The organism is Photobacterium ganghwense (assembly GCF_017329545.1).
GTDB classification, from domain to species: Bacteria; Pseudomonadota; Gammaproteobacteria; order Enterobacterales; family Vibrionaceae; genus Photobacterium; species Photobacterium ganghwense.
On record NZ_CP071325.1, the window covers coordinates 1,355,872 to 1,380,046 of the forward strand.

The following is a 24,175-nucleotide window of genomic DNA, read 5'->3' on the forward strand; positions in this document are numbered from 1 at the left end:
GTATATACCTATCTGTATTAAGGGTAACCCTTACATTCTGACTATTTCTTTACGTTTCCGGCGAAAATCACTGGCAAAATAGCGCATGTTGACTGCGGTAAAACTTATGACATTATGTTCATTCTTGAGGTAAAAAGCGGTTTGTTATGGAAATGGCTATTAAGCATTCAATGTTGGCTCTGGTTGTCATAGGAGCGTCGTTTGGCGCGCAGGCACAAACGTGCCCGGTGGATGTCAGGAATGATATTCATATTGTCGACAACACCGTTTCGTTGTATCAGGAACAACAGCCGAAAGTGCTGATTGATGAAAATTATCAGCTGTACATCAATGGGCAACGAGTCACCCTGGATGATGCCCAGCAAAAAGCTGTTGAAGCTTACAGCCAGCATGTTCAGCAATATTTGCCACAGGTGGCCGCGGTTGCGGAAGAAGGTAGCAGCATGGCTAAATCGGTTATTGCCGAGCTGGCATCCGCTTTCGACAGTAATGAGGCATTTACGGAAGTCGACAAACTGGTGGACGAATATACCCTCAAAGCGCGGGAAAAGTTCTACAAGGATGATCAGTTTGTAATGCCGGCAGATATTTTTACAACGGCTGAAACCAGCTGGAAAGAAGAGTTTGAACAGGTGATGCAACGTTTAAGTGGTGCGTCAATGTCTGCGGTGTTTTCGGCATTAAAAGAAGAAATGAAAGATGGTGAACTGAATTTCACTGAGTTTCAAAATAAAATGTCGGAATTGAAATCCAGTATGGAAAATCAAATTAAAATACGCAGTGCGGATGTTGCCGAAAAAGCGGAAAATGTGTGTGACTCCATGCAGGGACTGGCTCAGGAAGAGCAGGCGCTACATGAAAAGATTCCAGCGCTGAAAGATTATCCGATGTTCGAGATCTGATAACGAGACTGTCTTTGTTGTTAATATAAAGTTTGTTCTATTGATAACACAGGCTGCGAATATTCGCAGCCTGTGTTTTTTTATTTAATGACCATCCTGTAATTAACGTTCTGAATGTGGGATATGTCACTAATTGATAGGCTACTTTGAACATATCAAAGCAGTTTTTCATATTTTGTGGATAATATGCGCCAGCAATAAGTTGAAATACCACACAAAAGAAATATGAAGCAGGTTATTAAGAACCGATGAGAAAAATAAAGCCGAAAACGTTAATTAAGCTTATTCTCCCTATTTTTATCTTTGTTATCGGTTTATTAGTTTATGTAGGATACGCAGAGTACAAGCACACCAAGGATGAGGCGATTCGTCAGGCAAGCGCGAATGTGAATCTGGCGAAAGAATATCTCGAGCAGCATTTTTCTTCAGCAGAAGCGCATCTCCTTCTGCTGGAACGATTGTGGCAATACAGCGGGGATACTGATCACCTGATTGCTGCCGCGCAGGAAATGGTCGATAACCAGCCCAAGTTTTTGGAGGTTGGTGTGCTGGTGAAGGGCAGTTTTTATGCAACCGGCGGTTTTCAGATTGTGGATGCCGAAGAAGGTGTCCGGCAGCGGCCGTGGTTTAATGCCGATGCGGCTCCCGGCGAAACCTATATCACTCCGATTTACTGGAGCAGTAGTACCGAACAGTGGTCTGTGGCTCTGGTTCGCGTGATTACCGTTGAAGGCGATCACGATGCCCGCCTGATTCTGGAAGTTGATGCTGACAGCCTGTATGAAAATCTGTCGCTGTTAAAAACCCTGAACAGTGGTTACGTGTACGCCGTGGAAGCTCAGACCGGCCGGATTGTGATGCACCCGGACCCCAGCAGAGTCGGCACACCATCGGTGAGCGTCACCCCTGCTATGCTCCAGACAATCCAGGACGGCCATCGAAGTGGCTATATTGGCTCTTATCAGTATGATGGCCAGCTTAAATTCAGTGTGTACGATATTACGCCATCATATGACTGGATCGTGTTGTCCGGCACCAGTGTGGCAGATCTTATCAAGCGTACCCTGAGTCTCGGTGCGGTTTCTGCCGGTCTGGTCGGGATGATTGCGATTCTGGTGCTGGTTGGCTATATCACGTACCGGATTAACCTTGACGGACGCCACCTGAACGATGTCAGCACCCCCTCGGAATTGACCGCTCATTTGCTGGATATGGTGAATGATCTGGTGACCTGTAATGGGATCACCTTGCTCATTCATGATGCCTATAATCAGGAATATGAGTCGGCGGATGGCACGATCGTTATCACAGAAAAGCAGGTTGTGGTGGCTCTGAAAGGAGAACTGCAGAGGATTCGCCTGGTCTCACCGCACGAGCAGGCCGGATTTGAACACGAAATAGTGCAATATCAGCCGTGTATCCGTATTCCGCTGACGCAGAAAAACCAGCTGATTGGTTTGCTGTATGTCCACAACGTGCGCTTTTTCTTCCCGTTATTTGCCGGAATTGTTCAGAACTACGCGCAGAGTGCGCTTAATCACGTCATGTTGAGCCAGCGCATTCAAAGCAAAGATGCGATGACCGGCCTGATGAATAAGGTTTATCTGCGTGAACAGATCAACCATCAACTGTGTCGCGGCTCTGATTGCTACTATCTGGCGATGATCGATATCGACGACTTTAAGCGTATCAATGATACCCATGGGCATTTGTTTGGTGATCAGGTCATTCTGAGTATTGCCGGGGTGCTGAAAGACAGTTTTGACCAGCACAGTGTGGTTTCGCGTTACGGGGGAGAAGAGTTCGCAGTGCTGCTGACGGTGCCGAATGAGCAGGCTGTGGTGCAGAAACTGGAAAGGTTGCGTAAAACCATTGCCAGTACCCTGATCGCCAACGGGACTAAACGCTGCTGTATTACCGTGAGTATCGGTGTTGCGAAAGTGGCCGAGAATGTCGAAATCTCGATAGCCCGGGCGGATCGGGTGTTGTACCGGGCGAAGGCGCAGGGTAAAAATCAGCTGGTGTATTTCCGGCCTGAACTGTATGCCGAATTATCGCTGATGACACAGGTTGAAGTATGATCCGGCTTGCAAAATTCGGGCGGACGGTTTGCTAAGCTAAAGATACGGAACGCATTTTAGAGGGGCAGAGATGTTAAAACTGGCGGTGATTGTCATTTTGCTGCTGCTCGGTGGCTTGGCTGTAAAGTACCTCGATGAGAAAACCCAGCATAAAGTGGTACTGGTTTTTGGTGCGATCATTGTCGTGCTGGTGGTGATACTAATGGCCTCTGAACTGATGCGACATTGATGCTAAACGGATGCGAGATTTACGTATTCACCCATCCCGTGAGCGGAAAGCTAAATAAAACCCAAGGTCGTTAATTCCAAAAAGAAACAGCCCGCATCGTGCGGGCTGTTTGCTTATTGGTGTGATCGAACGGATGCCGAAAACTCGGGCCGATTACCGTGCTTTCGCTCGTGCCGGCTTACCGTTGCCGTTGCGGGATGATGGTTTTCCGCTGAACGAACCTTTGCTCTTTGGCTTTTGGCCATTGCCTTGTGCCTGACCTTTGGAAGCGCCTGGCTTGTTACCGGCTTTTGGTCCGTTACCGCCGCGAGCTGGGCCATTACCGCTACGGGCTTGGCTGTCTCCACCTCGAGCTGATTGCCCCTGGCGACTGCTGCCCTGACCACGCTGTCCGTCTTTACGGATATCCGGCTGGTTAGGGTGTTTGGTCGCAAAACGCTTCGCTCCGTGGCGGCTGGAGCCACGACGTTGCGCTGGCGTCAGTTCGGCATCGCTGCCTTCTTCCGGTACCAGACACTCTGGGCGGCTGCCGATAAGGTGCTTTTTACCCATATTAAGCAGCGCTTCACGGATCAGCGACCAGTTTGCCGGATCATGGTAACGCAGCAGCGCCTTATGCAGGCGGCGCTGACGGTCGCCCTTGGCAACAAACAGATCTTCACGCTGTTTGTATTTCACGCGCTTCAGCGGGTTCGTTTCAGAGTGGTACATCGCCGTCGCGTTACACATCGGAGACGGGTAGAAGTTCTGTACCTGGTCACACTGGAAATCGTTTTGTTTCAGCCACAAGGCCAGGTTAAGCATGTCTTCGTCAGTACTACCCGGGTGCGCCGAAATGAAGTAAGGGATCAGGTACTGTTTCTTACCGGCTTCTTTACTGTATTTGTCAAACAGCTCTTTGAAGCGGTCATAGGTACCCATACCCGGTTTCATCATCAGATCCAGAGTTCCTTTCTCGGTGTGCTCCGGTGCAATCTTCAGGTAGCCTCCGACGTGGTGGGTTACCAGCTCACGGATGTACTCCGGCGATTCAATGGCCAAGTCATAACGCACGCCTGAGGCGATCATGATCTTCTTAATGCCTTTCACCTGACGTGCCTTACGGTACAGGTCAATGGTGTGTTTGTGGTCGGTATCCAGCTTCTTACAGATATCCGGGAAGATACATGACGGACGACGGCAGTTGATTTCGGCTTTCGGATCAGAACATCCCAGACGGTACATGTTGGCTGTTGGGCCACCCAAATCTGAAATCGTGCCGGTAAAGCCCGGTACTTTGTCGCGGATTTCTTCCAGCTCGTTGAGGATCGACTCATGAGAGCGGTTCTGAATAATCCGTCCTTCGTGCTCAGTAATCGAACAGAACGAACAGCCGCCAAAACAGCCGCGCATAATGTTGACACTGGTTTTGATCATGTCATACGCCGGGATCTTCGCTTTGCCGTACATCGGGTGAGGAACACGGGCATAAGGAAGGCCGAAGACGAAGTCCATCTCTTCCGTTGTCAGCGGAACTGGCGGCTTGTTTACCCACAGCTCGCGATCTCCGTGACGCTGAATCAGCGCGCGGGAAGAGTAAGGGTTCGCTTCCAGGTGCATGATTCGGCTGGCGTGTGCGTACAGAATACGGTCATTACGCAGCTTTTCGTAAGACGGCAGGCGCACAGCCGTGGTTTTTGAGTCATGACGCGATGGCTGAATCGTGAATGGCTTGGCTTCAGCCACAGCGGCTGCTTTTTCTTCGGCTTTGGCGTCTTTGTTCGTCGCGCAGGTTTCTTCCGTCGCATAAGGGTTTGGCATCGGCATTGCCTTGCCCGGTTTCTCAATACGGCTGGAGTCAATCTCTTTGTAACCGGCTGGCAGCTCTTTGAGAATAACGGCAGTACCGGCAATGTTGGTCATGGTGGTGATATCTTCACCATCAGCCAGACGGTGCGCGACTTCAATCAGGGCGCGTTCGGCGTTACCAAACAGCAGGATGTCCCCTTTGGCGTCAAACAGTACCGAGCGGCGAACTTTGTCAGACCAGTAATCGTAATGCGCAAGACGACGCAGGCTGGCTTCAATACCCCCTAACACAATCGGAGTATCTTTGTAGGCTTCACGGCAACGCTGAGAGTACACCAGTACTGCGCGGTCAGGACGTTTGCCACCCTCGTTATTTGGGGTGTACGCATCATCATGACGCAGTTTACGGTCAGCGGTGTAGCGGTTGATCATGGAATCCATGTTCCCGGCGGTAATACCGAAAAACAGATTTGGCTTGCCCAGAGCCATAAACGGTTCTTTTGAGTTCCAGTCCGGCTGAGCCAGAATACCGACGCGGAAGCCTTGCGCTTCCAGTACCCGGCCAATCACAGCCATACCAAAACTCGGGTGGTCAACATAAGCATCACCGGTAACAATGATGATATCGCAGCTATCCCAGCCTAGGGCGTCCATCTCTTCCCGGCTCGTCGGGAGGAAAGGGGCTGTGCCGTAGCATTCCGCCCAGTATTTCGGATAGCTGTTAATAGGTGTTACTTCAGTGCGCATAGATTGACCTCAAATTTTGAAGGCGGGAATTATAGCCCCTCGCAAAACAACTATCTAGCCCTTAATCTGTAAGGGGTTGAAAGCCGGTAAAACCTATTATTTTTACGGTTTTTCTCTGGCGTTAAGTGTGGTTTTTACGGTTTTTTCTGCAGTCATGAAAACCAACTTACAGAGCTGCTTCGCACCAGATAATTTCGCAGTCAGTTAACTATACGTCGGTTTGACGGGTGTGACGGAACAATGCTCGCCTACTAACAAACGCGCTGAGGCTGGTTGGGATGTGCAGAAGATTTGCCGGGCATGAATAAAAGACGAACCGAAGGAGAGGGAGGCTCGCTACAAATTTCTTTTTCTTATCTTTTTTGGGCAAATGTGCGCCCTGTAACGAGGACGGTTTGCTCTCGTTGAGGGCGCGGTAGACGTCGTATTATTGTCGCGATAGCTGAAGCCGTTAATGTGGCAATGAATGTACTTAGCCAAGTCGATGTATAAGCGGTGAATCAACGGCGGGTGTATCGGGTTTACACCCTAAAGAGGCTACTCGAACATTTCTTTATGGGCTTCCATGGCGCTTCGCAGTTCATCATGAGTTAGCACGCGTTTGCCTAATTCCTGTTTGACCTGTGTTCCCAACTCTTTGAGCTTGTTGCGATTGTCCTGAGTCTGCCGTTTGCCCATACTCTTCAGGCGACTGTTCAGCTCATGTTCCTCACCAAAGTTCACTAAATCTTTATCTTTAGCCATGCTCTGATCCTCATCAGTTGATAGATGCATTATCAGTGTGGATGCATATGGTGGAAACGCAACTTTTTGCTTTTGCTTTCCCTGTTACCGGGGAATCGGCAACAGGGAGGAGGTGATAAAAAAGCGGGAAGGTAGCCAGCCCGGTTTATCCAAAGGACTTGCCAAGCCCTTCCAGCATCATCATTTTTTCTTTCAACATACCGGCACCCTGCTTCATGGTTTCCATGCGCGCCAGGTTTCGGTTGGAAGTATCAGAAATTTGATGTACGTTGTTACTGATTTCGACCGATACTGTGCCTTGCTCTTCCGCGGCGGTGGCAATCTGGGTGGAAATTTCGGCAATCTCATCGACCATCGCGACTACCGCCCGGATTTTCTCGGCGGTGGCGTTGGTGTTATCGACACATTCCTGAGTTTTGGCGATGCTGATCTGGGTGGTTGACTGCCAGTGGGTCAGGGTGGCGTTAATGTCTTCGATGCTGGCCTGAATTTTTTCGGTAGCGCCATGGGTTCGTTGTGACAACGCCCGTACTTCGTCTGCAACTACCGCAAAGCCGCGGCCTTGCTCACCGGCGCGGGCCGCTTCAATGGCCGCATTCAATGCCAGCAGGTTGGTTTGTTCTGCTATGCCCTGAATTTCCATCATCATGGTTTCGATCTGATCAGACACTTTGACCAGTGATTTGGCGGTTTGCGCCGTATTTTCGGTCTTGATGGCCAGTTCGTTGATATTGTTCTGAGTGACATCCAGCACCTGAGTGGTATCAGCGCACTGTTGCTGGGCAATCATGGCTTTCTCGCTGGTCAGCTGGGTATTCTGCGCAATTTCTCTGGCGACGGCTGACAGTTGAGTAATGGAAGAGGCAATCATCTGGGTGTCGCTGTCTTGCTGGGTGATGGACTCCCGCATCTCTTCCGTTTCTCGGGTCAGGTTGTCTGCCACCACTTTCAGGGTCTGAGAGACATCATCAATCCGTCCGAGAACGGTTTTGTTGCGAGCGTCATTGAGCTGTAAGTGAAAATCCGCGATCGACTTCATGCTGTCGCCGCTGTATATGATGCGGGTCAGACTGTCATAACTCTGACTGAGCTGGCGGAAGAAACTCGGGGTGCTGAACAGCTCTTCTCGAAACAGAATGAAGACCATGGCCAGTGGGATCAAACCTGCTAATGCCTGATACTCAGTCAGGTAAAAATGCGACGCCAGGAGTGAGCTGATGGTGAGCAGGGTGGTCAGAGCCAGTTTGACCGGAGGTTTAAGGGAAAATGAGTAGGGATTCTTTCTGGCATTGAGTTGCTGATAAATGCGGGTGGCTGTGGTGATCATCTCAGGGGTGGGTTTACGCCTGACTGACTGATAGCCGCTCAACCGGTTGTTATCGTAAAGTGGGGTGACATAGGCATCAACCCAATAGTAGCTGCCGTCTTTACAGCAGTTTTTGACAATGCCACGCCAGGGTTTTTCTTCTTTCAGGTGTTGCCAGAGATCAGCGAACGCTTCCCGAGGCATGTCAGGGTGGCGAATAATGTTGTGGTGCTGGCCGACCAGTTCATCAGCGTGATAACCGCTGACACTGACAAACTCTTCATTGGCATAGGTGATGACACCCTGTAAATCTGTGGTTGTCACCAGTTGAGCCTGTTGATCAAGCACCACCTCACGGTTAGTCACATGACGGTTCTTTCTCATGGTTGTCCCTCTTCTACATAAAAGCTGGTCATCGGAGAACACCTTGGCAGTGAACCGTCAGTCAGCAGTCCATCTTATTGTTCTTTTTGTTCCATCGGGTTATCCCGTGCATTATCAACTGTAGATGCGAACAGGACAGGAGTGGTAATTTTTTGCAGGCAGCGGCATCTGGCTTTCCTGACAAAACAGGTGCCAGTGATCTGCCGTCACTTCTGGCCAATTTGAACAAAAAACTTGTAGAACAGGGCGGCCATTTCGTTGCCGGTATTAACTATTCAGCCGCCGCCGGGACAACTTTTTTTGGGGTGACACACTCAGCGTGCTTTTTTCATAAATTCCATAAACGCCCGATCCGCGAGGGACAAATAACCGTGTTTACGCCAGGCAATGGCGATATTCAGGTACACCGGTTCACTAAACGGCAAGGGCACCAGACCGCTTTCATGCTGAGTCACCATTTCCAGCAGTGCCGTAATGGCAAAATCGCGTCGGACGATTTTCAGGATCAACGGCAGCAGGTTGGTTTCAAATGCGATATTGGGCGTGAAGTGGTGTTGCTGGCAAAAGCGATCTATGAACTCCCGGTGGAAGTAGCCGGGTTTGAACATTGCCAGTTCCTGAGCAAAAAAGGTGTCGAAATCCAGACTGGTTTGCTGGGCAAGCGGGTTGTCCTCGCTGACGACGGCGACCATCTGCGAGCTGAGCAGGTGTTCTGTCTCCAGGCTATCCGGGGTTTCCAGACAGTGAATAATGCCAAGATCCAGCTCGCCACTCAGCAACATCCTGCGGATGGACTCTGTACCGGCTTCCACAATCGTCAGTTTGAGATCCGGATACTGACTTTTAAAGCCCATCAGAATTTCCGGGAAATAGTAAGAGCCAAGCATGCTGGGGAGTCCGAGGCGCACTTCACCTTTTGCCAGCCCTTTCAGTTCTTTCAGGGCGGTATTGGCATCATTGACCTGTTGCAGGATAAGACGGGCATGGTGTAGCAGTACTTCACCTTCTGGCGTCAGAATAATGCGTCTGTCTTTGCGGTCAAACAGGGTCAGGTCAAGCTGGCTTTCGAGCTTTTTGATCGCAACGCTCAGCGCCGGCTGAGCGATGTGCAGTTTCTTTGCCGCCTGCGTAACGTTGCGTGTTTCAGCAACGGCCACGAAATAGGTCAGTTGTCGGATATCCATATCGATTGTTTATGAAGGTGATAGTTTTAATATATTTTCACTATCGTTAAGGAATTGCTACTGTTTTCTCAGTTCCTTCCTCTGAGTGTGTGGTCATGATTGATATTAAAACCGCAGCATACCGGCGAGCCAGCTTCGCGCTATGTCTAGGGTCGTTCCTGATATTTTGTAATCTTTACTTATTCCAGCCGATGCTGCCGATGATGGCTGACACGTTTTCCGCCAGCGCGACCCAGGTGAACTGGCTGGTGGCGGCCAGCACGTTTGCCCTTGCCCTGACTCTGGTACCTTGGGCAGTCTGGTCTGAGCGGGTAGGTCGCCGGGAAGTCATGCTGATCAGCTTGGCGATGGTACCGGTGATTGGCAGTCTGATGGTCATGGCCGATTCGTTGCTGACGCTCAGTCTGGCGAGGGCTCTCATGGGTGCCGCGCTGGCGGGTTTTGCGGCTGTGGCTGTGGCATACATGGCCGAAGAGTTTACTCCGCGAGCCTTGATGCTGGCCGTGGGCGGGTATATCAGCGCAAACTCGCTGGGCGGTATCATTGGTCGTATCAGCGGCGGTTTTTTATCTGAACAGTTTGGCTGGCAGGGCGCGGCGCTGGTGATGGCAGTATTTAGCCTGTTGGTAGCGATTCTGGTGTATTTCCTGTTGCCGAAGCAGGCGCACTTTACGCCGTCTACCGGCCAGTTGCGGCAGCAGACACTCAGTGTATTTCACCATTTACGTAACCCGGTGCTACGGATTGCGATGCTGATTGGCGGGGTCAACTTCGCCCTGTTTGTGAACCTGTATACCGTTATGGGGTTCCGGTTGGTCGCTGAACCTTATTCGGTACCGGTCAGCTGGGCATCCATGATTTTTCTCTGTTACCTGAGCGGCACATTATCCGCCAAGCTCAGCGGGCGTTGGACCCAGCATTTCCGCACCATTCCGGGTATGGTGTTGGGAACAGTGGTGAGTGCTGTGGGGATGTGGGTTGCAGCACTAGAGTCGATAGCTGCCATTGTGGTCGGTTTGCTGTTAATCAGTTCAGGGGCTTTTTTTACTCACTCACTGGCTTATGGCTGGGTAAGCCAGCGGGCAAAATCGGCCAAGGCCACGGCCACGGCGTTGTATCTGGTTCACTATTACGCGGGGGGCAGCCTGGGTGGGTTCTATCTGATTTACTGCTGGCAGCATTATGGCTGGCATGGGGTGATAGCCGGAGGCAGTGTGTTGTATCTGATTCTTTTGCTGCTGTGTTTTATGTTGGCAAAACAGTCTAATCAGACTCCGACCGGCAATGAACTGCCAATTAATTAAGCCTCTAAGTTAAGCCCCTAGCTAAAACACTCAGTTAGAGCATTCACAAATAGAGGCAGCCTAGGTAAGTAGAAAAGTAGAAAAGTAGAAAAAGCAGTTAAACACAAAGCAAGTAGCAAGTAGCAAGAAATATCCCGGACGGTTTATCGGGGAACGAACCGTCCGGGATGAGGGTTATCAGGCTAATGCCATCGCCAGCAGGGAAACCGGGTGAATGGCTTCCAGCTCACTGTTTTCTTCAATCTGCCATTTGCACGTTTCGCAGTCCGTGATGGCAAAGTCCGCTTTGGCCCGGTTGATTTGCCGAAACAAATCATTACCGATGGCCATCGAGGTGTCATAGTTTTCCGTTTTAAAGCCATAAGTCCCGGCCAGGCCACAACACTGGCTGTCCAGTACCTGCAGCTCTAGCCCCGGAATCATTTTCAGCAACTCGATGGTGTACAGGCTGCCGCCGGTGCGTTCCAGGTGACACGGTGTGTGGTACACCACTTTTTTGTTTACAGGCTTCAGCTTCGGCATCCGGCCATTCATAAACTGCTTGAGCAGGTAGCGGGTCACATACTCAATGCGGTTGGCGACCTGGCTGTTGTCGACTTTCAGGACATGCGGATACTCTTCTTTCAGGGTAAACGAGCAGGTTGAAGAGGTCGACAGAATCGGAGCATCATACTTTTCAACTGCTTCGACAAAGCTGTTCACGTTCAGGCGGGCGTTCTTTTTCGCCTTATCGAAGAACCCGTTGGCAATCAGCGGCACACCGCAGCATTTTTCCTTTTCTACCAGCTGAACGCCAATGCTCATGGCATTCATGACCTTGATAAAATCTTTCCCCAGCTGAGGGTGGTTGTAGTTCACGTAACAACCGTGGAAGTAGTGAACCTGCTCCGGGTACAACGCCTGACTGGTGCAGTTTTGCTTGTACCAGCGCCGGAATGTACCGTGTGAGTATTTCGGCAGGGTTTTGTGGTCATGCACCCCGATTGTGTGATGCATGATCTTTTTCACCGATTTCATACCGGTAATGGTGTTCACGATTGGGGCAAAGGGTGTAGCAGCGGAGCCCATCAGATCAGTATGGCTCAGTACAAAATCCCGAATGGTCTTGATATTCAGTGCTTTTTTACCGTGCTCATCACGCGCCACCGCAATCATATCACCGATTTTTACCCCGGACGGACAGGCGGTTTCACACCGCTTACAGTTAGTGCACAGCTTCAGAGTTTCATCGTAAAAGTCCGGACTTTTCAGACGCAAACGCTCACCGTCCGGCCCGCATTGTTTTGGGCCAGGGTACTGAGGGTTCGCTTTGGCGACCGGGCAGTAAACGGTACAAACAGTACACTTGATGCATTGATCAAAGCTGGTATCTCGTTTCACTAGGCTCATGCGGGTGTCCTTTCTGGTACTGGTTGTGGTGAATCTGGTTGTTTTACATCTTGTTCGTTTGAAACATGTTCGTTGAGAGCAAGGCCATTGCGCAGCTGATACTGGCGGATCATGGCTTCGGCGACCTGATAGCCAGTGGTAATGGCGACCCCGGAGCCGGAGCCTTCGCTCACCGGATCATAGTGAGCCAGAATGGCACCAGCGCAGAAGAGGTTGCCAATCGTCTCGCCACGGCGGGAAGGGTTTAAGGCCGGGTTGCACTGCACACCCATTTTCATGAAGGGGTGGCCGCTACGGGTAAAGAACTGATCCTGATACCACTGTTCACGCGGTAGATCCGGTTGTGCCATATCCAGCCCGAAAACCGGCTCTTTCATCTGTTTGCGGTCAGCATGCAGGCCGCGACTGAAAAAACTGCCGGAGGCAAGCAGGAACGTCGACGCGCACAGCGGCATGTCTTCGTGATGACGGGTATAGATGCGTTTTAGCTCGCCGTTTTCCACATCACCGCCGGTTACTTCATCACCGGTCAGCAGCAGACCACCCAGCTGTTTGAAGCGAGATTTCATGGCCTCTTCCAACCGGATACCGAGCAGGGAAGGCGGCATCGTCGGGATTTCACAAATCCGGAAACCGGTCAGCCCTTCCAGCAGTTTGATGGTTGCCGCGCCATCCCCGTTACCGAACACCGCCGGCAGAATGACCAGATCCGCTTTGCCGACTTGCTGAATCATGGTTTTCGCGAAGACATGCAGCTTGCTTTCATCCCGCAGCACCCGTGACACATCAATTGAGCGGAATTCACACGGGTTACGCTGCATGGTTTCAAACCCCGGCAGCTCAATGGCCGCGGTTTTAATGGCGACTCCGGCAAAGGCCGGGTGTCTGGCGAGGTTGTCCGCAGCTAGCTGCGGCTGGAAGTCACGGAAACCATCAATGGTCACCAGCGCCACGGATGACAGCCCCTGAGCCGGGTGCTGTAAATCAAACAGGAAAGTGCTCTGTTGTGACAGATATGTGGCGCGAAACGTTCCCATTGGGGTTACTCGCGCGTGGTTCTGACCGTCAGGTAACGCGTCAAGATACACACCGCACTCGGCCATCATTGCGGTGTACCAAGCCAGGGCCGATTGAGTGCGCTCAGCCCCCAGATAACTGTAAGGATGCTCTGGTGCCTGTGCAGCCAGCGCCTCGAAGGCCGCAAACGGCTGTGAAACGGCTGACCCGTCTGGCAGGCGGCTGAGAACATCGACAGAGCCGGAAGAGAAGTGCAGGGCGCTCTGACCTGCGGCAATCACAGCCGTTTTTAGTCCCGCTTCCGCGCAGCGAATGGCACAGCTGAGGCCGGCAACACCGCCACCAATGATAATGCTGTCAAAATTCATGCTGTTTCCTCGTTGTGAGCTGGGCGGCGGATGGAATCTGTATGGTCAGTGGCTGGCTGCTGGCCGTTTGTGCTGATGTGTGGTGGCTGTTGCTCCGGCAGGTCGCTGACGCCAAACAGGCCTTCATAAATCCAGTAGGTAAATTCACTTTCACGCAGCGCATCGCCCCAAAAAACAGGTTTAATGCCTTTCCAGCGTTCTTCCAGAAAATCGCTCAGCAGGTGGCTTGACGCATTGCCTGATTGATTGCCGTATTCGGAAAACAGCCCGGCGGCACGGTATGAACAGAGCTCACCCTGACAAGGCCCCATGCCGATGCGGGTGCGGCGGCGCAGGTCAACCAGGTTATGTACATCCAGATCTTTAATGGCGTATTCCACCTCGCCACAGGTGACCATTTCACATTCACAAATTACCGCCTGGCTTTTCTTGTCATTGCTCAGGAACTTCTCGGCGCGTTCACCATGGCGGTAATACGCCGACTGGTACACTGGTTTTGCCAGGCTGGCGGTGTGTGATTTTTTGACTGCGTGCTGAGCTGAGCCAGGGAGCTGGCGCTCATGTGTGGTGCACGGGGTGGTGTTGCCCAGTTTTTTGGCAACCAGATCGGTCGCCCATTCCGCCATCATGCGATAAGTCATCAGCTTACCACCGGTAATGGTGATAAAACCGTCCAGACCGTCGCGTTCAGCATGATCAAGCAGCACGATACCGCGGCTGATATTGCGTCCGCTGGTATCGCCATCCACGGCGACAAGCGGGCGCACCCCGGCGTAGGCACGCAGTACCCGGGTGTTCGCCATAATTGGTGCCAGTTTGGTGCCTTCTTCCAGCAGAATATCAATCTCTTTATGAGTGACATGCAAGTCATCAATCTTGTCGTAATCGATCCGCTCGGAGGTGGTGCCAATCAGTGAAATGGTATCGCCCGGTACCAGAATGTCGGCATCTGATGGTTTGCGGCAGCGGTTGATCACCAGATTGTTGATGCGGTAATCAAGGATCAGCAATGATCCTTTGGCTGGGAACATCTTGATCGACAGATCACCATATTCACAGATTTGCTGGCCCCAGATACCGGCTGCATTAACGACTTGTTTGGCATGAATGTCAAACGCCTGACCGGTTTTGAGATTCAGACATTTCACACCGCACACCTGAGCACCGTTGCGGATCAGGCCGGTAACGTGCGTGTGGTTAAATAAGCGAGCGCCGTGTTCAACAGCATCAAGGACGTTGGAGGCCGCCAGACGGAACGGGTCGAGGGTGCCATCCGGTACTTTTACCGCGCCAATCAGGTTGGGGTTACAGTTGGGTTCATAGCGCAGCGCTTCCTGTGGTGTCAGCTGCTCAACATCAATATCGGCCTGTTGGCAGGCGCTGATAAAGGTTTGCTGAAAGGCAAGGTCATCTTCCGGCAGTGAAATGAACAGCCCCTGGGTATCTTCCACGCAGTGTCGGGCGATTTTCTTGAGAATGCGGTTTTCCTGAATACACTCCCGGGCGGACTCCTGATCGGTGACGGCATAGCGTGCACCGGAGTGGAGCAGGCCGTGGTTTCGGCCGGTAGTGCCTGACGCTAAGTCGTCTTTTTCGACCAGAATACAGCGAATGCCCCGTAAGGCACAGTCACGCATGATACCTGTCCCTGTTGCACCGCCACCGATGATCACAACATCTGTTTCAAACCAACTAGTCATGTTCGTTTTCGCTTATTTGTCTGTTCTGAATATCAGAAAAGGAACGAATCCTTATTTTCCATAAGGATAATATGCCAAGGAATACGTCGGACTTTCTTGATCAAAAGCAGACTAATGAGCGTTCGAGCGTTCAAACGAAAATTTAATGGTAATTATAAGAGTATGATCACAAAAAAGTGACACTTAGGAGCAGGTGTTTGCCCGCAATAGCGCAATCAAAATAAGTATTTGTTCCGAATATGGGATGAAAACAGGCATGGCTGGGCGTTTGCGAGCATTTAATGATGAGTGATGAGTATTACCTGATAAGTCTGTGTCGCAGTGCTTCAAGCCACTGCTTTGCGGCGTTCGTCACCAGCATAACGGTAGCCCACGGAGTGGTAGCGGGCACAGTCGCGCCCGGAATCTTTACACTCGTATAAGGCACGGTCGGCCCTTTCCATCATGGAAGAGAGCGTGTCGCCGTTGGTATAGGAGGCGATACCAATTGAGGTGGTGATATGTAGAGTGGACTGGTCATAGCCTGTCGGTAAATCAAGCTGACGGATGGCCGAGAGCATGCGGTCGGCGATTTGCTGGGCATTGTCAGCATTGCAGTTGGGCAGAAACAGCACAAACTCTTCACCACCATAGCGGCCAAACAGATCCGATTTTCGGATGTTGCCCTGTAAAAAGGTAGCAAAACCACGCAGCACTTTATCACCGGTGCTGTGTCCCCAGGTATCGTTAATACGCTTGAATTTATCGATGTCGAAGATCAGCACCGAGAAAGGTTGCTTCTTTATGTCGCACAGCTGCAGGCTTTTTTGCGCCTGCTGCAGCAGCATCCGTCGGTTGTATACCCCGGTAAGTGGATCCAACGTTGCCTGCCGGTACAGGCGCATTAACATGTAGAGCTTGGAGAGCTGTGACCAGAGTACCATCAGCGCGAGCACATTTTGCAGCCAGTAATCGGCGAGGTTTTCCGGGGTGAAAATCCGTCCGGCCTGTTGGTCGACATACAGCTGGGTCGCGGCGGTAATTGCCAGCAGGCCCAGGCTTTCTTTCAGGGTGACGGGCAGAATGGTCAGGACAGCAACGTGAATAATCGGCAGCAGGGTATAGCCGTAAATAAAGCCGCTGTACACCAGTGGAAAATCGAGTTGCCACACGGCGTGCAGGTAAAACAGGTTCAGCCCGATTACCAGCAGGCTCATACACAGTTGGGCGTGGCGTAGAGAAGTTTGTTGGTGGTTGGCGCGGGCAAGGGCGAACAGAAATGCTCCCAGCAGCGCGCGGGACAGGGCAATGGCTTCACCGTGGCCTGAAGGCAGAAACAGGAGATCAAACGGAATCCATGCAATAACCAGAACGCCCCACACGCAAGCCAGCATAGTGATCCGGCTGCGCAGGTAACCACTCCGTGTTTCACGAAAGCTGGCAGAATGCGCTTTGGCACTCCAGAGATCAGGAATATAAAGCTTGATTGTCTTTAGCAGTTGGCCAGGCGCTTCATGCATTCCGTTGCTTCTCATTGTTAAGGTGACGTGTAATAACCGCACTGCTTGTGGTTTTTCTCCGTGAAGGCGAATTATTCACCATCAAGCATATTTGTGCAGTGATGTTGATCCAAAAACATAGTGTAAATTTTGCTACTTATTCAAAAAATACGGGGCAGTACAGAATTTTATGCAACTGAGTGGTTAGTCGAAAAGCCATCAATGCGCAGTTCAAAATCTATTCCGTGCATTGGCATTTGGTATCGTGATGAGGAATTGCTATGATCGCCGCCACTTTTGACTCTTAGTTTCAGACCACAACTTATGAATGCCGCATTGATCTTTCTAATTCCTGCGCTGCTGGGTACGCAATTGATTTTTTCTCTGGTGCTGACCAAAGGGGAAATCTGCCCGGGTCAGCGTGGTCGTGTCCATAAAACCCTACCTGTTCTGCTGGCTGGTTGGCTGATTGCCGCCTTTTCGCAGCCGCTGTCCGTTTTGCCTCTGGCGGCAGTGGGCTACTTCACTATGCAGGTCAAAACCGGGAAAACCCGTGATGCCGGGCCGCTGAAAGTATTTTATCTGGCAAATGTACTGGCGGTTGTGGTGTGGGTAGCCGTGATGGTTGGCATGTCACTGCCGGTGATTGCCCTCAGCCTGATGGCGACTGCCTTGTTCGGTTCGATGGTGGCACATATTCTGCTGACGCATGCCCGTACCCGACTACAGGCTTTCCACCGTCTGCTGCCGTTTGCCGGGTTCGCGAGTGCGATGGTGAGTGTTCTCTGTCTGCTCTGGATGGCAAGCCGACTGGATGAAGCGCAGCTTCAGACGCTGATTCAGCCAATGATCGCGTCGCTGGCATTGCTGGTAATTGGCTTGCTGGTGTGGGCGTTCCACCTGCTCAGCGGAAAAACAGTCAACAAATGGCAGCTGGTTATGGCTGGCGCGTTGCTGGTGGTGTCCGCGAACTTTCAGCTGGTATTGCTCTGAGCATGATCTAAGCCGGTGAATTCAGTTCGAAGTGAAAGCGGACGTGATAACTGTGAGGCGGGGCTTTTTCATTCCGTCTCTCAGTGTCTATGCTTACTAGGTAAAAAAGCTTACTGAGTAGCTGAACGTCACCAGGGGGTAGGCATGGAGATTAACAACTTATTGCGCATGGATGGTCATATTGTTCTCGGTATCGTCAATGAAAAGCTGCGGCTGGAGTGCTCCACACTTGAAGAGCTGGCCAGCCGTTATGAGCTCGACTCTGAAGAACTGAATGCCAAGATGGAGCTGATGGGCTTCCGTTACGACCCCATCAATAATCAATTCAAATAACTTGGTCAAATAACCGGTAATTCTGTATTGGTTTCAGACTATGGCCAGCTTCAACTCCGGGCTGGCTTTATCGCATAGCATCAAGATTTACCTTCAATGCACCTTTCACAGAGCCGCTTGCCGTCACGACGGTGCTCCGCCACTGATGTGATTCTCCGCCACTAATGTAATGCTCAGGCGGCTTTAATTCCTTCCAGATGCGTTTGACACTGCTGTTTTGCCGTGGCAAAAAATGCCGTCAGGTAGTGACGCTCACGTTCCGATGCCCGGATAGCCGCAAACAGGCGGCGCCATAACCCCTTACCGAGCGGCTTGCTGACGATTAATCCCTGCCGCGCAAAATCATACACGGCCCAGTTAGGCAGTGCTGCAACGCCCAATCCTGCAGAGACCATCTGAATCAGCATCAAGGTGTTGTCAGCCTGTTTCCAGTGGCTCGGCTCGATACCGGCGGGCTGGAGAAAGTGTTTAACCACGTCCAACCGGTTTTTCTGAACCGGGTAGCTGAGCATGGTTTGCTCCGCCAGATCTTCCGGCTCAATGCAGGCTTTATCTGCAAGGGGAGATTGAGGGGACACAATTAAGCGCATTTCAAAATCAAACAGCGGCTCATAGTGGATTTCACTGCGTGGCTGGATATCTGAAGTAATCACAAGATCCAACTCCCCGGCGCTCAGGGCGGGAATCGGTTCGAACCCAAAACCGGAGGAGAAATCGAGAGAAACACTTGGCCAGTGAATCTGGTATTCCTTAAGTGCCGGCATCAGCCATTGGAAGCAGGAATGGCATTCAATAGCCATGTGCAGCCGTCCGTTGACATCTTCCTTCAGGCTCGCCAGTTCATGCTCGGCCTTGGCAATCCGGGGAATTACCTCGTCAGCCAGACGCAGCAAAATTTCTCCTTCGGCGGTAAACCTGACAGGGCGGGTCTTGCGCAAAAACAGCGGGCTGCCTAACCGTTGTTCTAAATCTTTCAACTGATGGGAAAGGGCAGATTGTGTCAGGCAAAGGGTGTTGGCAGTGGCGGTCAGTGAACCGGTGTCCCGCAAAACGGTCAGGGTTCTCAAATGTTTAATTTCAATCAATGGGCTTTCCCTCTGCTCATACCCGCCTGTATCAGGCCGGTTTCCATGTTCAGCCAATGTACTGGTTAATCATGGCGGTGTAAACATCTAGACGGCTAAATAACATAATAAAACCCAAAATCAATATGAAATTTGTTCAACATTAACTTTAGGCAATAGACATTGCCCGATTCCCTGTCCATCAGTCATTGTTACCTCAACAACGCGATGCCTGAGATACCTGAGATAGATGAATGGTTGCGTTAACCAGATAACCGCGATATTTCGATAACAAGGACAGAATCATTATGACTACGAAAACCACCACACATATCCTTGGCTACCCACGAGTCGGCAGCCAGCGTGAACTGAAATTTGCTCAGGAAAAATACTGGCAGGGCGATATTGACCAGGCAGAACTGAAAGAAGTCGGCAGCCTGCTGCGTCATCGTCACTGGGGGGATCAGTCTGGTGCCGGTCTGGATTTTGTCTCTGTGGGTGATTTTGCATGGTACGACCATGTACTGGGCACCAGCATGCTGCTTGGTCACCTGCCAAAACGACACCGTAAAGGCTTCCCGGATTTTGATACCCTGTTTCGGGTTGCCCGTGGTAAAGCACCGACTGGCTGTTCATGTGCAGCGGCAGATATGACCAAGTGGTTTAACACTAACTACCACTACCTGGTCCCTGAATTCAGCGCCGATGACGAGTTCACTGTCAGCTGGCAGCAGTTGTTTGAAGAAGTAGCCGAAGCCAAACAAGCCGGTCATGCCGTGAAGCCTGTGCTGCTGGGACCGGTTTCTTACCTGTGGCTGGGTAAAGAGAAAGAAGCGGGTTTTGATCGCTTGTCACTGCTACCGCGTTTGCTGACGGCTTATCAGCAGATCCTGAGTAAGCTGGCCAAGCTCGGCGTGGAATGGGTGCAGATTGATGAGCCGGTACTGGCGCTCGAGCTGCCTGCGGCGTGGTCTGAGTCGTTCAACCTGGCTTATCAGGTTCTGCATGGTAGTCCGAAGCTTCTGCTGACCACGTACTTCGATAATATTACCCATCATCTGGACAACATCACCAAGCTGAAGATTGATGGTCTGCATGTGGATTTGTCGGCGGCACCCGCTCAGCTGGATGAGATTGTCGATGCGTTGCCGGAAAACTGGGTACTGTCTGCCGGGGTAATCAACGGCCGCAACGTCTGGCGTGCTGATCTGAGCGCTCTGCTGGCTCGTTTGCAGCCGGTTAAAGCGGCGCTGGGGGATCGCCTGTGGCTGGGCTCGTCCTGTTCACTGTTGCACAGCCCAATCGACCTTGATCTGGAAACAGATCTGGACCCGGAAGTGCGTCAGTGGCTCTCTTTTGCCAAGCAGAAATGCCGTGAAATCACCTTGTTGGCTCAAGCTCTGGACGGCAGTGTGGTTGCGCAGGAAGAATGTGAGCGGTACAGCGCCCCAATCAAAGCTCGTGCTGCGAGTGAGCGGGTAAATAATCCTCAGGTACGTCAGCGCAGCGCAGCAATCACTGATGCGCTGGCTGAACGTAAACTGCCGTATGCAGAGCGTGCGCGTCTGCAGCGTCAGTCGCTGGGACTGCCGTTATTGCCGACCACGACTATCGGTTCTTTCCCACAGACGGGGGAAATCCGGACTCAGCGTCGTGACTACAAAGCCGGTCGCCTGTCAGAGCAGGACTATACTCAGGCGATTCAGGGACACATCGCCGATGCGATTGCCCGTCAGGAAAAACTGGATCTGGATGTGCTGGTACACGGTGAAGCAGAGCGTAATGATATGGTGGAATACTTCGCCGAGTTGTTGGAAGGTTTTGCCGTCACCCGTTTCGGTTGGGTACAAAGCTACGGCTCCCGTTGCGTGAAACCGGCGGTGATTGTATCTGATATTTATCGCTCAGAAGCGATGACAGTTGGTTGGACAACCTATGCTCAGTCGCTGACGAAAAAGCCGGTAAAAGGCATGCTGACAGGACCTGTGACAATTCTGGGCTGGACTTTCCCGCGGGAAGATCTGTCCCGTGAAGATATCGCGAACCAGATTGCCCTTGCGCTGCGTGATGAAGTGGCTGACCTGCAAGCAAACGGCATTAAGGTTATTCAAATTGATGAGCCTGCAATCCGTGAAGGTCTGCCGCTGAAAGCGAGCCAGTGGCAAACATACCTGAACTGGGCCGTGAAAGCGTTCAGAATTTCAGCTGCCAGTGCCGAGCCTGAAACGCAGATCCATACCCACATGTGTTACAGCGAATTCAATGACATCATCAAGTCAGTCGCGGCACTGGATGCAGACGTGATCACTATTGAGACTTCGCGTTCAGATATGGAACTGCTGAAAGCTTTTGAAGAGTTTGCGTACCCGAATGAAATCGGTCCGGGTGTGTATGATATTCACTCTCCGAACATTCCTGATGTGGCGCAGATTGTGCAGTTGGTAGAAAAAGCGGAGCAACTGATTCCGGCAGAGCGTCTGTGGATTAACCCGGACTGCGGCCTGAAAACCCGTAACTGGGCGGAAACGGAAGCGGCCCTGGGCAACATGGTGGCAGCCGCGAAACAGCTGCGTGAGCAGTGGCAGGCAAAAGCCGTATAACGGATAGGGTAATACTCATCTGTGTGAATATATGAAATTATCAAAAAGAGCGCTTAGGCGCTCTTTTTTGCTTTTTTGTGCCTGTCTTTCAGCCATTTAAGTACAAGGATTTGAAAAATAATCAGTATTGACTTTAATTAAGTAACCGTAACGAACAATGTAAAGGTCATCATGGAGCGTCGACTGTATCTTGTTACTGTGTTAGCTGTGATTATCGGCATTGCGCTGTCGTGTGCGCTGTATGGGTTGTTTTACCGTTTAGAAACAACCAATATCAAGCGCGAATTTGAACGTGATGTAGAGTCTAAGGCAGCCGCTCTGACACAGGCTGTCGAGCTGAATATCGAGGCAATATACAGTCTGAAAGCGGCGTATGATAACCACGGTCTGCTCGATTACCCGGATTTCAGTCAGCTTGCGGCGCAAACATTATCCCGTCATGCCCATATTCAGGCGCTGGAATGGATACCCAAAGTGGAAGCGGAGGGCCTGCCGGCACTGGAAAAACAATTTGGTGCACGCTGGCCGGGTTTTCATGTTACCGAGCGGGTAGCCAGTGGTGAAATGGTGCCGGTCTCCGAACGCAGCCTGTATTACCCGGTGATTTACGTTGAACCATTGCAAGGTAATGAACGAGCACTGGGGTTTGATGTCGGCTCTAACGGACGACGCCTGGATGCACTGAATCGGGCACGCGACAGCGGTAAACTTCAGTTTTCAGAACGTATTGAACTGGTTCAGACAACGGATGATCATGCCGGTCTGCTGATGTTGTTGCCGGTTTACCACATTGTCTCGCCGCAAAGCGTGGCGGATCGCCGCCAGACACTGCGCGGCTTTGTGATGGGGGTGTTCCGGTTGACGGCAATCCTGCAATCGACCATGCAACCTCAGGATGCAAGCCTGATGGCTTTTCGTTTGCTGGACGTCAATGCCGATCCACACAATCAACTGTTGTATCAGCAGGGCTCGTTGACCACGGAAGAGCAGCTGGCTCAGAAAGATTTCAATGTCACGCGTCCGGTGCTGACCCTCGGAGGACGAGAGTGGTTTATTGAAGCGACGCCGTCTGCCTCTTATGTTGCTGACAAGCGAACCCGTCTGCCTTTGGTTGTGTTTATCGTCGGTACCGTTTTGTTTGGTCTGGTGATTTTCTACGGCTTTATACTGATGCGGCGAAACCGTGAAATGGTGTCGACGCTGGCAAAGAAAAATCAGGCGCTTGATGACATCAATAAAAAGCTGGAACGCATGACCAAGATGGACGTGCTGGTCGGCATCGCTAATCGTCGTTACTTTGATGAGACGTTACACCGGGAATTCTCCCGCTCACGTCGGGAGGACAGGCCACTGGCGCTGATGTTGATCGATATCGATCATTTTAAAGCCTTTAACGACACCTATGGCCATCAGGCAGGAGATCGCTGTCTCAAGCTGGTGGCAGAAGAACTCGGCCGGGTACTCAAACGGCCGGCAGATATGCTAGCTCGGGTCGGAGGCGAAGAGTTCGGTATCATTCTGCCCAATACCAATAACGGTGAAGTGGTCGCCAAACAGTGCCGCAGTGTGGTGGAACGGCTGGCTATCGCGCATCAGGGGTCGTTAACCTCGGATGTTGTGACGGTCTCGGTGGGCGTGGTGTCGCTGGAAAGTCTGGACGCACAGACCCGGGATTCGGTATTCAACCTGGCGGATTCCGCCTTGTATCAGGCTAAGAGTGCCGGACGCAATCAGGTTCGGGCCATTCGTGTCGGCAGACCGCAATCGGCGTCGGTATCGAGTCTGTGCTAATCAAGTTTAGGTTAAGGGTGGATTTTCTTGATTCAGGCTCTTCCTGAACCGGTTTCTTCTTTAACCGCGTCAACAACAGCGTCAACCAGTAAACCAACTGCTGGGTAAATTGCAGACATAAAAAAACTCCTGCTGTAGCAGGAGTTTTTCGTTTCATTCGTAACGTAAGATTACTTAACGTCAGTACGGGTGAACGTCAGGTTGTGCTCTGCACCAGTCAGGCTCAGCTCGTTGCCGTTGATGCTGGCCGTGCTCCACTCCATCAGCGTTGAGCTGACAGTGTGCTCCAGCTTCATCGCCGGATCCTGACACGCCATCATGGTCATGCCCATTTTCTCAATACGCAATTTACCGTCTTTTAGTTCTGCCTGACCGAAGTAACGGTTACAGCCCGCGTGACCACTCGCACCCAGTTCTTCATTCAGCTGTAGCGTTGGCGCTTTGAAAGGCTGTTGAAGTTCCAGTGCTTTGTTATCGACTTTTGTCAGAACCCATTGGTGAGTCGCCAGGTCATTTGCAGAGATCATTGTTGTTTCAACCGGTTGTTTAACAGTTGTAGAACATGCAGCAAGAATAACAGGAAGCGCAAGGGCCGTCAGATAACGTTTTTTGATCATAGTTGTTTTCCAAACAGTAACGATTTGTGCCAGTTAAGCATAGGGAACCTGAACGAAAGCTGGCAGTTCGTAAAAAATTGTACGATGTTTTTTAATTGTCGTCCATAAAATAAACAGGTCTGAATGCATTTTAGCCGCCTGCCAGACATTGCAATC

Annotated in this window: 18 protein-coding genes; 8 read left to right on the forward strand and 10 right to left on the reverse strand. The window is 51.4% G+C overall.

The window, feature by feature from the left end:
* Positions 1–152: 152 nt before the first annotated feature.
* The 3 genes from FH974_RS06450 (at position 153) to FH974_RS06460 (ending at position 3,212) form a co-directional block, all read left to right on the forward strand.
* Positions 153–902 (forward strand): YggN family protein, encoded by a 750-nt coding sequence (locus FH974_RS06450; protein WP_242551857.1) that lies wholly within the window; start codon positions 153–155, stop codon positions 900–902.
* Between the two features lie 248 nt (positions 903–1,150).
* Positions 1,151–2,983 (forward strand): sensor domain-containing diguanylate cyclase, encoded by a 1,833-nt coding sequence (locus FH974_RS06455; protein WP_047883505.1) that lies wholly within the window; start codon positions 1,151–1,153, stop codon positions 2,981–2,983.
* Positions 2,984–3,053: 70 nt separating this feature from the next.
* The gene (locus FH974_RS06460) at positions 3,054–3,212 is read left to right on the forward strand and encodes a hypothetical protein (RefSeq protein ID WP_047883506.1); all 159 of its coding nucleotides are present in this window, start codon (positions 3,054–3,056) and stop codon (positions 3,210–3,212) included.
* A gap of 153 nt (positions 3,213–3,365) precedes the next feature.
* Here FH974_RS06460 and FH974_RS06465 read toward each other — a convergent pair whose 3' ends face one another.
* From FH974_RS06465 to FH974_RS06480, 4 genes are all read right to left on the reverse strand, one after another.
* Positions 3,366–5,747 (reverse strand): YgiQ family radical SAM protein, encoded by a 2,382-nt coding sequence (locus tag FH974_RS06465; protein ID WP_047883507.1) that lies wholly within the window; start codon positions 5,745–5,747, stop codon positions 3,366–3,368.
* A gap of 537 nt (positions 5,748–6,284) precedes the next feature.
* Positions 6,285–6,491 (reverse strand): hypothetical protein, encoded by a 207-nt coding sequence (locus FH974_RS06470; protein WP_047883508.1) that lies wholly within the window; start codon positions 6,489–6,491, stop codon positions 6,285–6,287.
* Between the two features lie 145 nt (positions 6,492–6,636).
* The gene (locus FH974_RS06475) at positions 6,637–8,181 is read right to left on the reverse strand and encodes a methyl-accepting chemotaxis protein (protein WP_047883509.1); all 1,545 of its coding nucleotides are present in this window, start codon (positions 8,179–8,181) and stop codon (positions 6,637–6,639) included.
* Positions 8,182–8,495: 314 nt separating this feature from the next.
* Positions 8,496–9,365, reverse strand: coding sequence for a LysR family transcriptional regulator (locus FH974_RS06480; RefSeq protein WP_047883510.1), 870 nt, complete (start codon positions 9,363–9,365; stop codon positions 8,496–8,498).
* A 95-nt stretch (positions 9,366–9,460) separates the two neighbouring features.
* Here FH974_RS06480 and FH974_RS06485 point away from each other — a divergent pair, with 95 nt between their 5' ends.
* Positions 9,461–10,669: an MFS transporter gene (locus FH974_RS06485; RefSeq protein WP_207103580.1), complete on the forward strand. Its 1,209-nt coding sequence runs from the start codon at positions 9,461–9,463 to the stop codon at positions 10,667–10,669.
* Between the two features lie 177 nt (positions 10,670–10,846).
* Here FH974_RS06485 and glpC read toward each other — a convergent pair whose 3' ends face one another.
* From glpC to FH974_RS06505, 4 genes are all read right to left on the reverse strand, one after another.
* Positions 10,847–12,058: an anaerobic glycerol-3-phosphate dehydrogenase subunit GlpC gene (gene glpC / locus FH974_RS06490; protein ID WP_047883512.1), complete on the reverse strand. Its 1,212-nt coding sequence runs from the start codon at positions 12,056–12,058 to the stop codon at positions 10,847–10,849.
* Positions 12,055–13,443, reverse strand: a complete 1,389-nt coding sequence (gene glpB, locus FH974_RS06495; protein WP_047883513.1) for a glycerol-3-phosphate dehydrogenase subunit GlpB — start codon at positions 13,441–13,443, stop codon at positions 12,055–12,057. The genes glpC and glpB overlap by 4 nt, the downstream gene beginning before the upstream one ends.
* The gene (gene glpA, locus FH974_RS06500) at positions 13,440–15,143 is read right to left on the reverse strand and encodes an anaerobic glycerol-3-phosphate dehydrogenase subunit A (protein ID WP_047883514.1); all 1,704 of its coding nucleotides are present in this window, start codon (positions 15,141–15,143) and stop codon (positions 13,440–13,442) included. Before glpA ends, glpB begins: the two co-directional genes overlap by 4 nt.
* A 326-nt stretch (positions 15,144–15,469) precedes the next feature.
* Positions 15,470–16,642, reverse strand: coding sequence for a GGDEF domain-containing protein (locus tag FH974_RS06505; RefSeq protein WP_047883515.1), 1,173 nt, complete (start codon positions 16,640–16,642; stop codon positions 15,470–15,472).
* Positions 16,643–16,945: 303 nt separating this feature from the next.
* On the opposite strand from FH974_RS06505, the gene FH974_RS06510 reads away from it, so the two are divergent.
* A complete protein-coding gene (locus FH974_RS06510) occupies positions 16,946–17,614 on the forward strand; it encodes a hypothetical protein (protein WP_047883516.1) in 669 nt (222 codons plus the stop codon).
* 144 nt (positions 17,615–17,758) lie between these two features.
* The gene (locus FH974_RS06515; protein WP_047883517.1) at positions 17,759–17,947 is read left to right on the forward strand and encodes a DUF4250 domain-containing protein; all 189 of its coding nucleotides are present in this window, start codon (positions 17,759–17,761) and stop codon (positions 17,945–17,947) included.
* 173 nt (positions 17,948–18,120) lie between these two features.
* Here the strand turns inward: FH974_RS06515 and metR are convergent, their stop codons facing one another.
* On the reverse strand, positions 18,121–19,032 hold the full coding sequence (gene metR / locus FH974_RS06520; protein ID WP_047883518.1) for an HTH-type transcriptional regulator MetR: 912 nt from the start codon (positions 19,030–19,032) through the stop codon (positions 18,121–18,123).
* Between the two features lie 287 nt (positions 19,033–19,319).
* On the opposite strand from metR, the gene metE reads away from it, so the two are divergent.
* Positions 19,320–21,611 carry a 5-methyltetrahydropteroyltriglutamate--homocysteine S-methyltransferase gene (metE, locus tag FH974_RS06525; protein ID WP_047883519.1) on the forward strand — a complete coding sequence of 764 codons (2,292 nt, stop codon included), beginning with the start codon at positions 19,320–19,322 and terminating at the stop codon, positions 21,609–21,611.
* 171 nt (positions 21,612–21,782) lie between these two features.
* On the forward strand, positions 21,783–23,402 hold the full coding sequence (locus FH974_RS06530) for a diguanylate cyclase domain-containing protein (protein WP_047883520.1): 1,620 nt from the start codon (positions 21,783–21,785) through the stop codon (positions 23,400–23,402).
* Between the two features lie 170 nt (positions 23,403–23,572).
* Here FH974_RS06530 and FH974_RS06535 read toward each other — a convergent pair whose 3' ends face one another.
* A complete protein-coding gene (locus FH974_RS06535) occupies positions 23,573–24,019 on the reverse strand; it encodes an META domain-containing protein (protein ID WP_242551858.1) in 447 nt (148 codons plus the stop codon).
* Between the last annotated feature and the right edge of the window lie 156 nt (positions 24,020–24,175).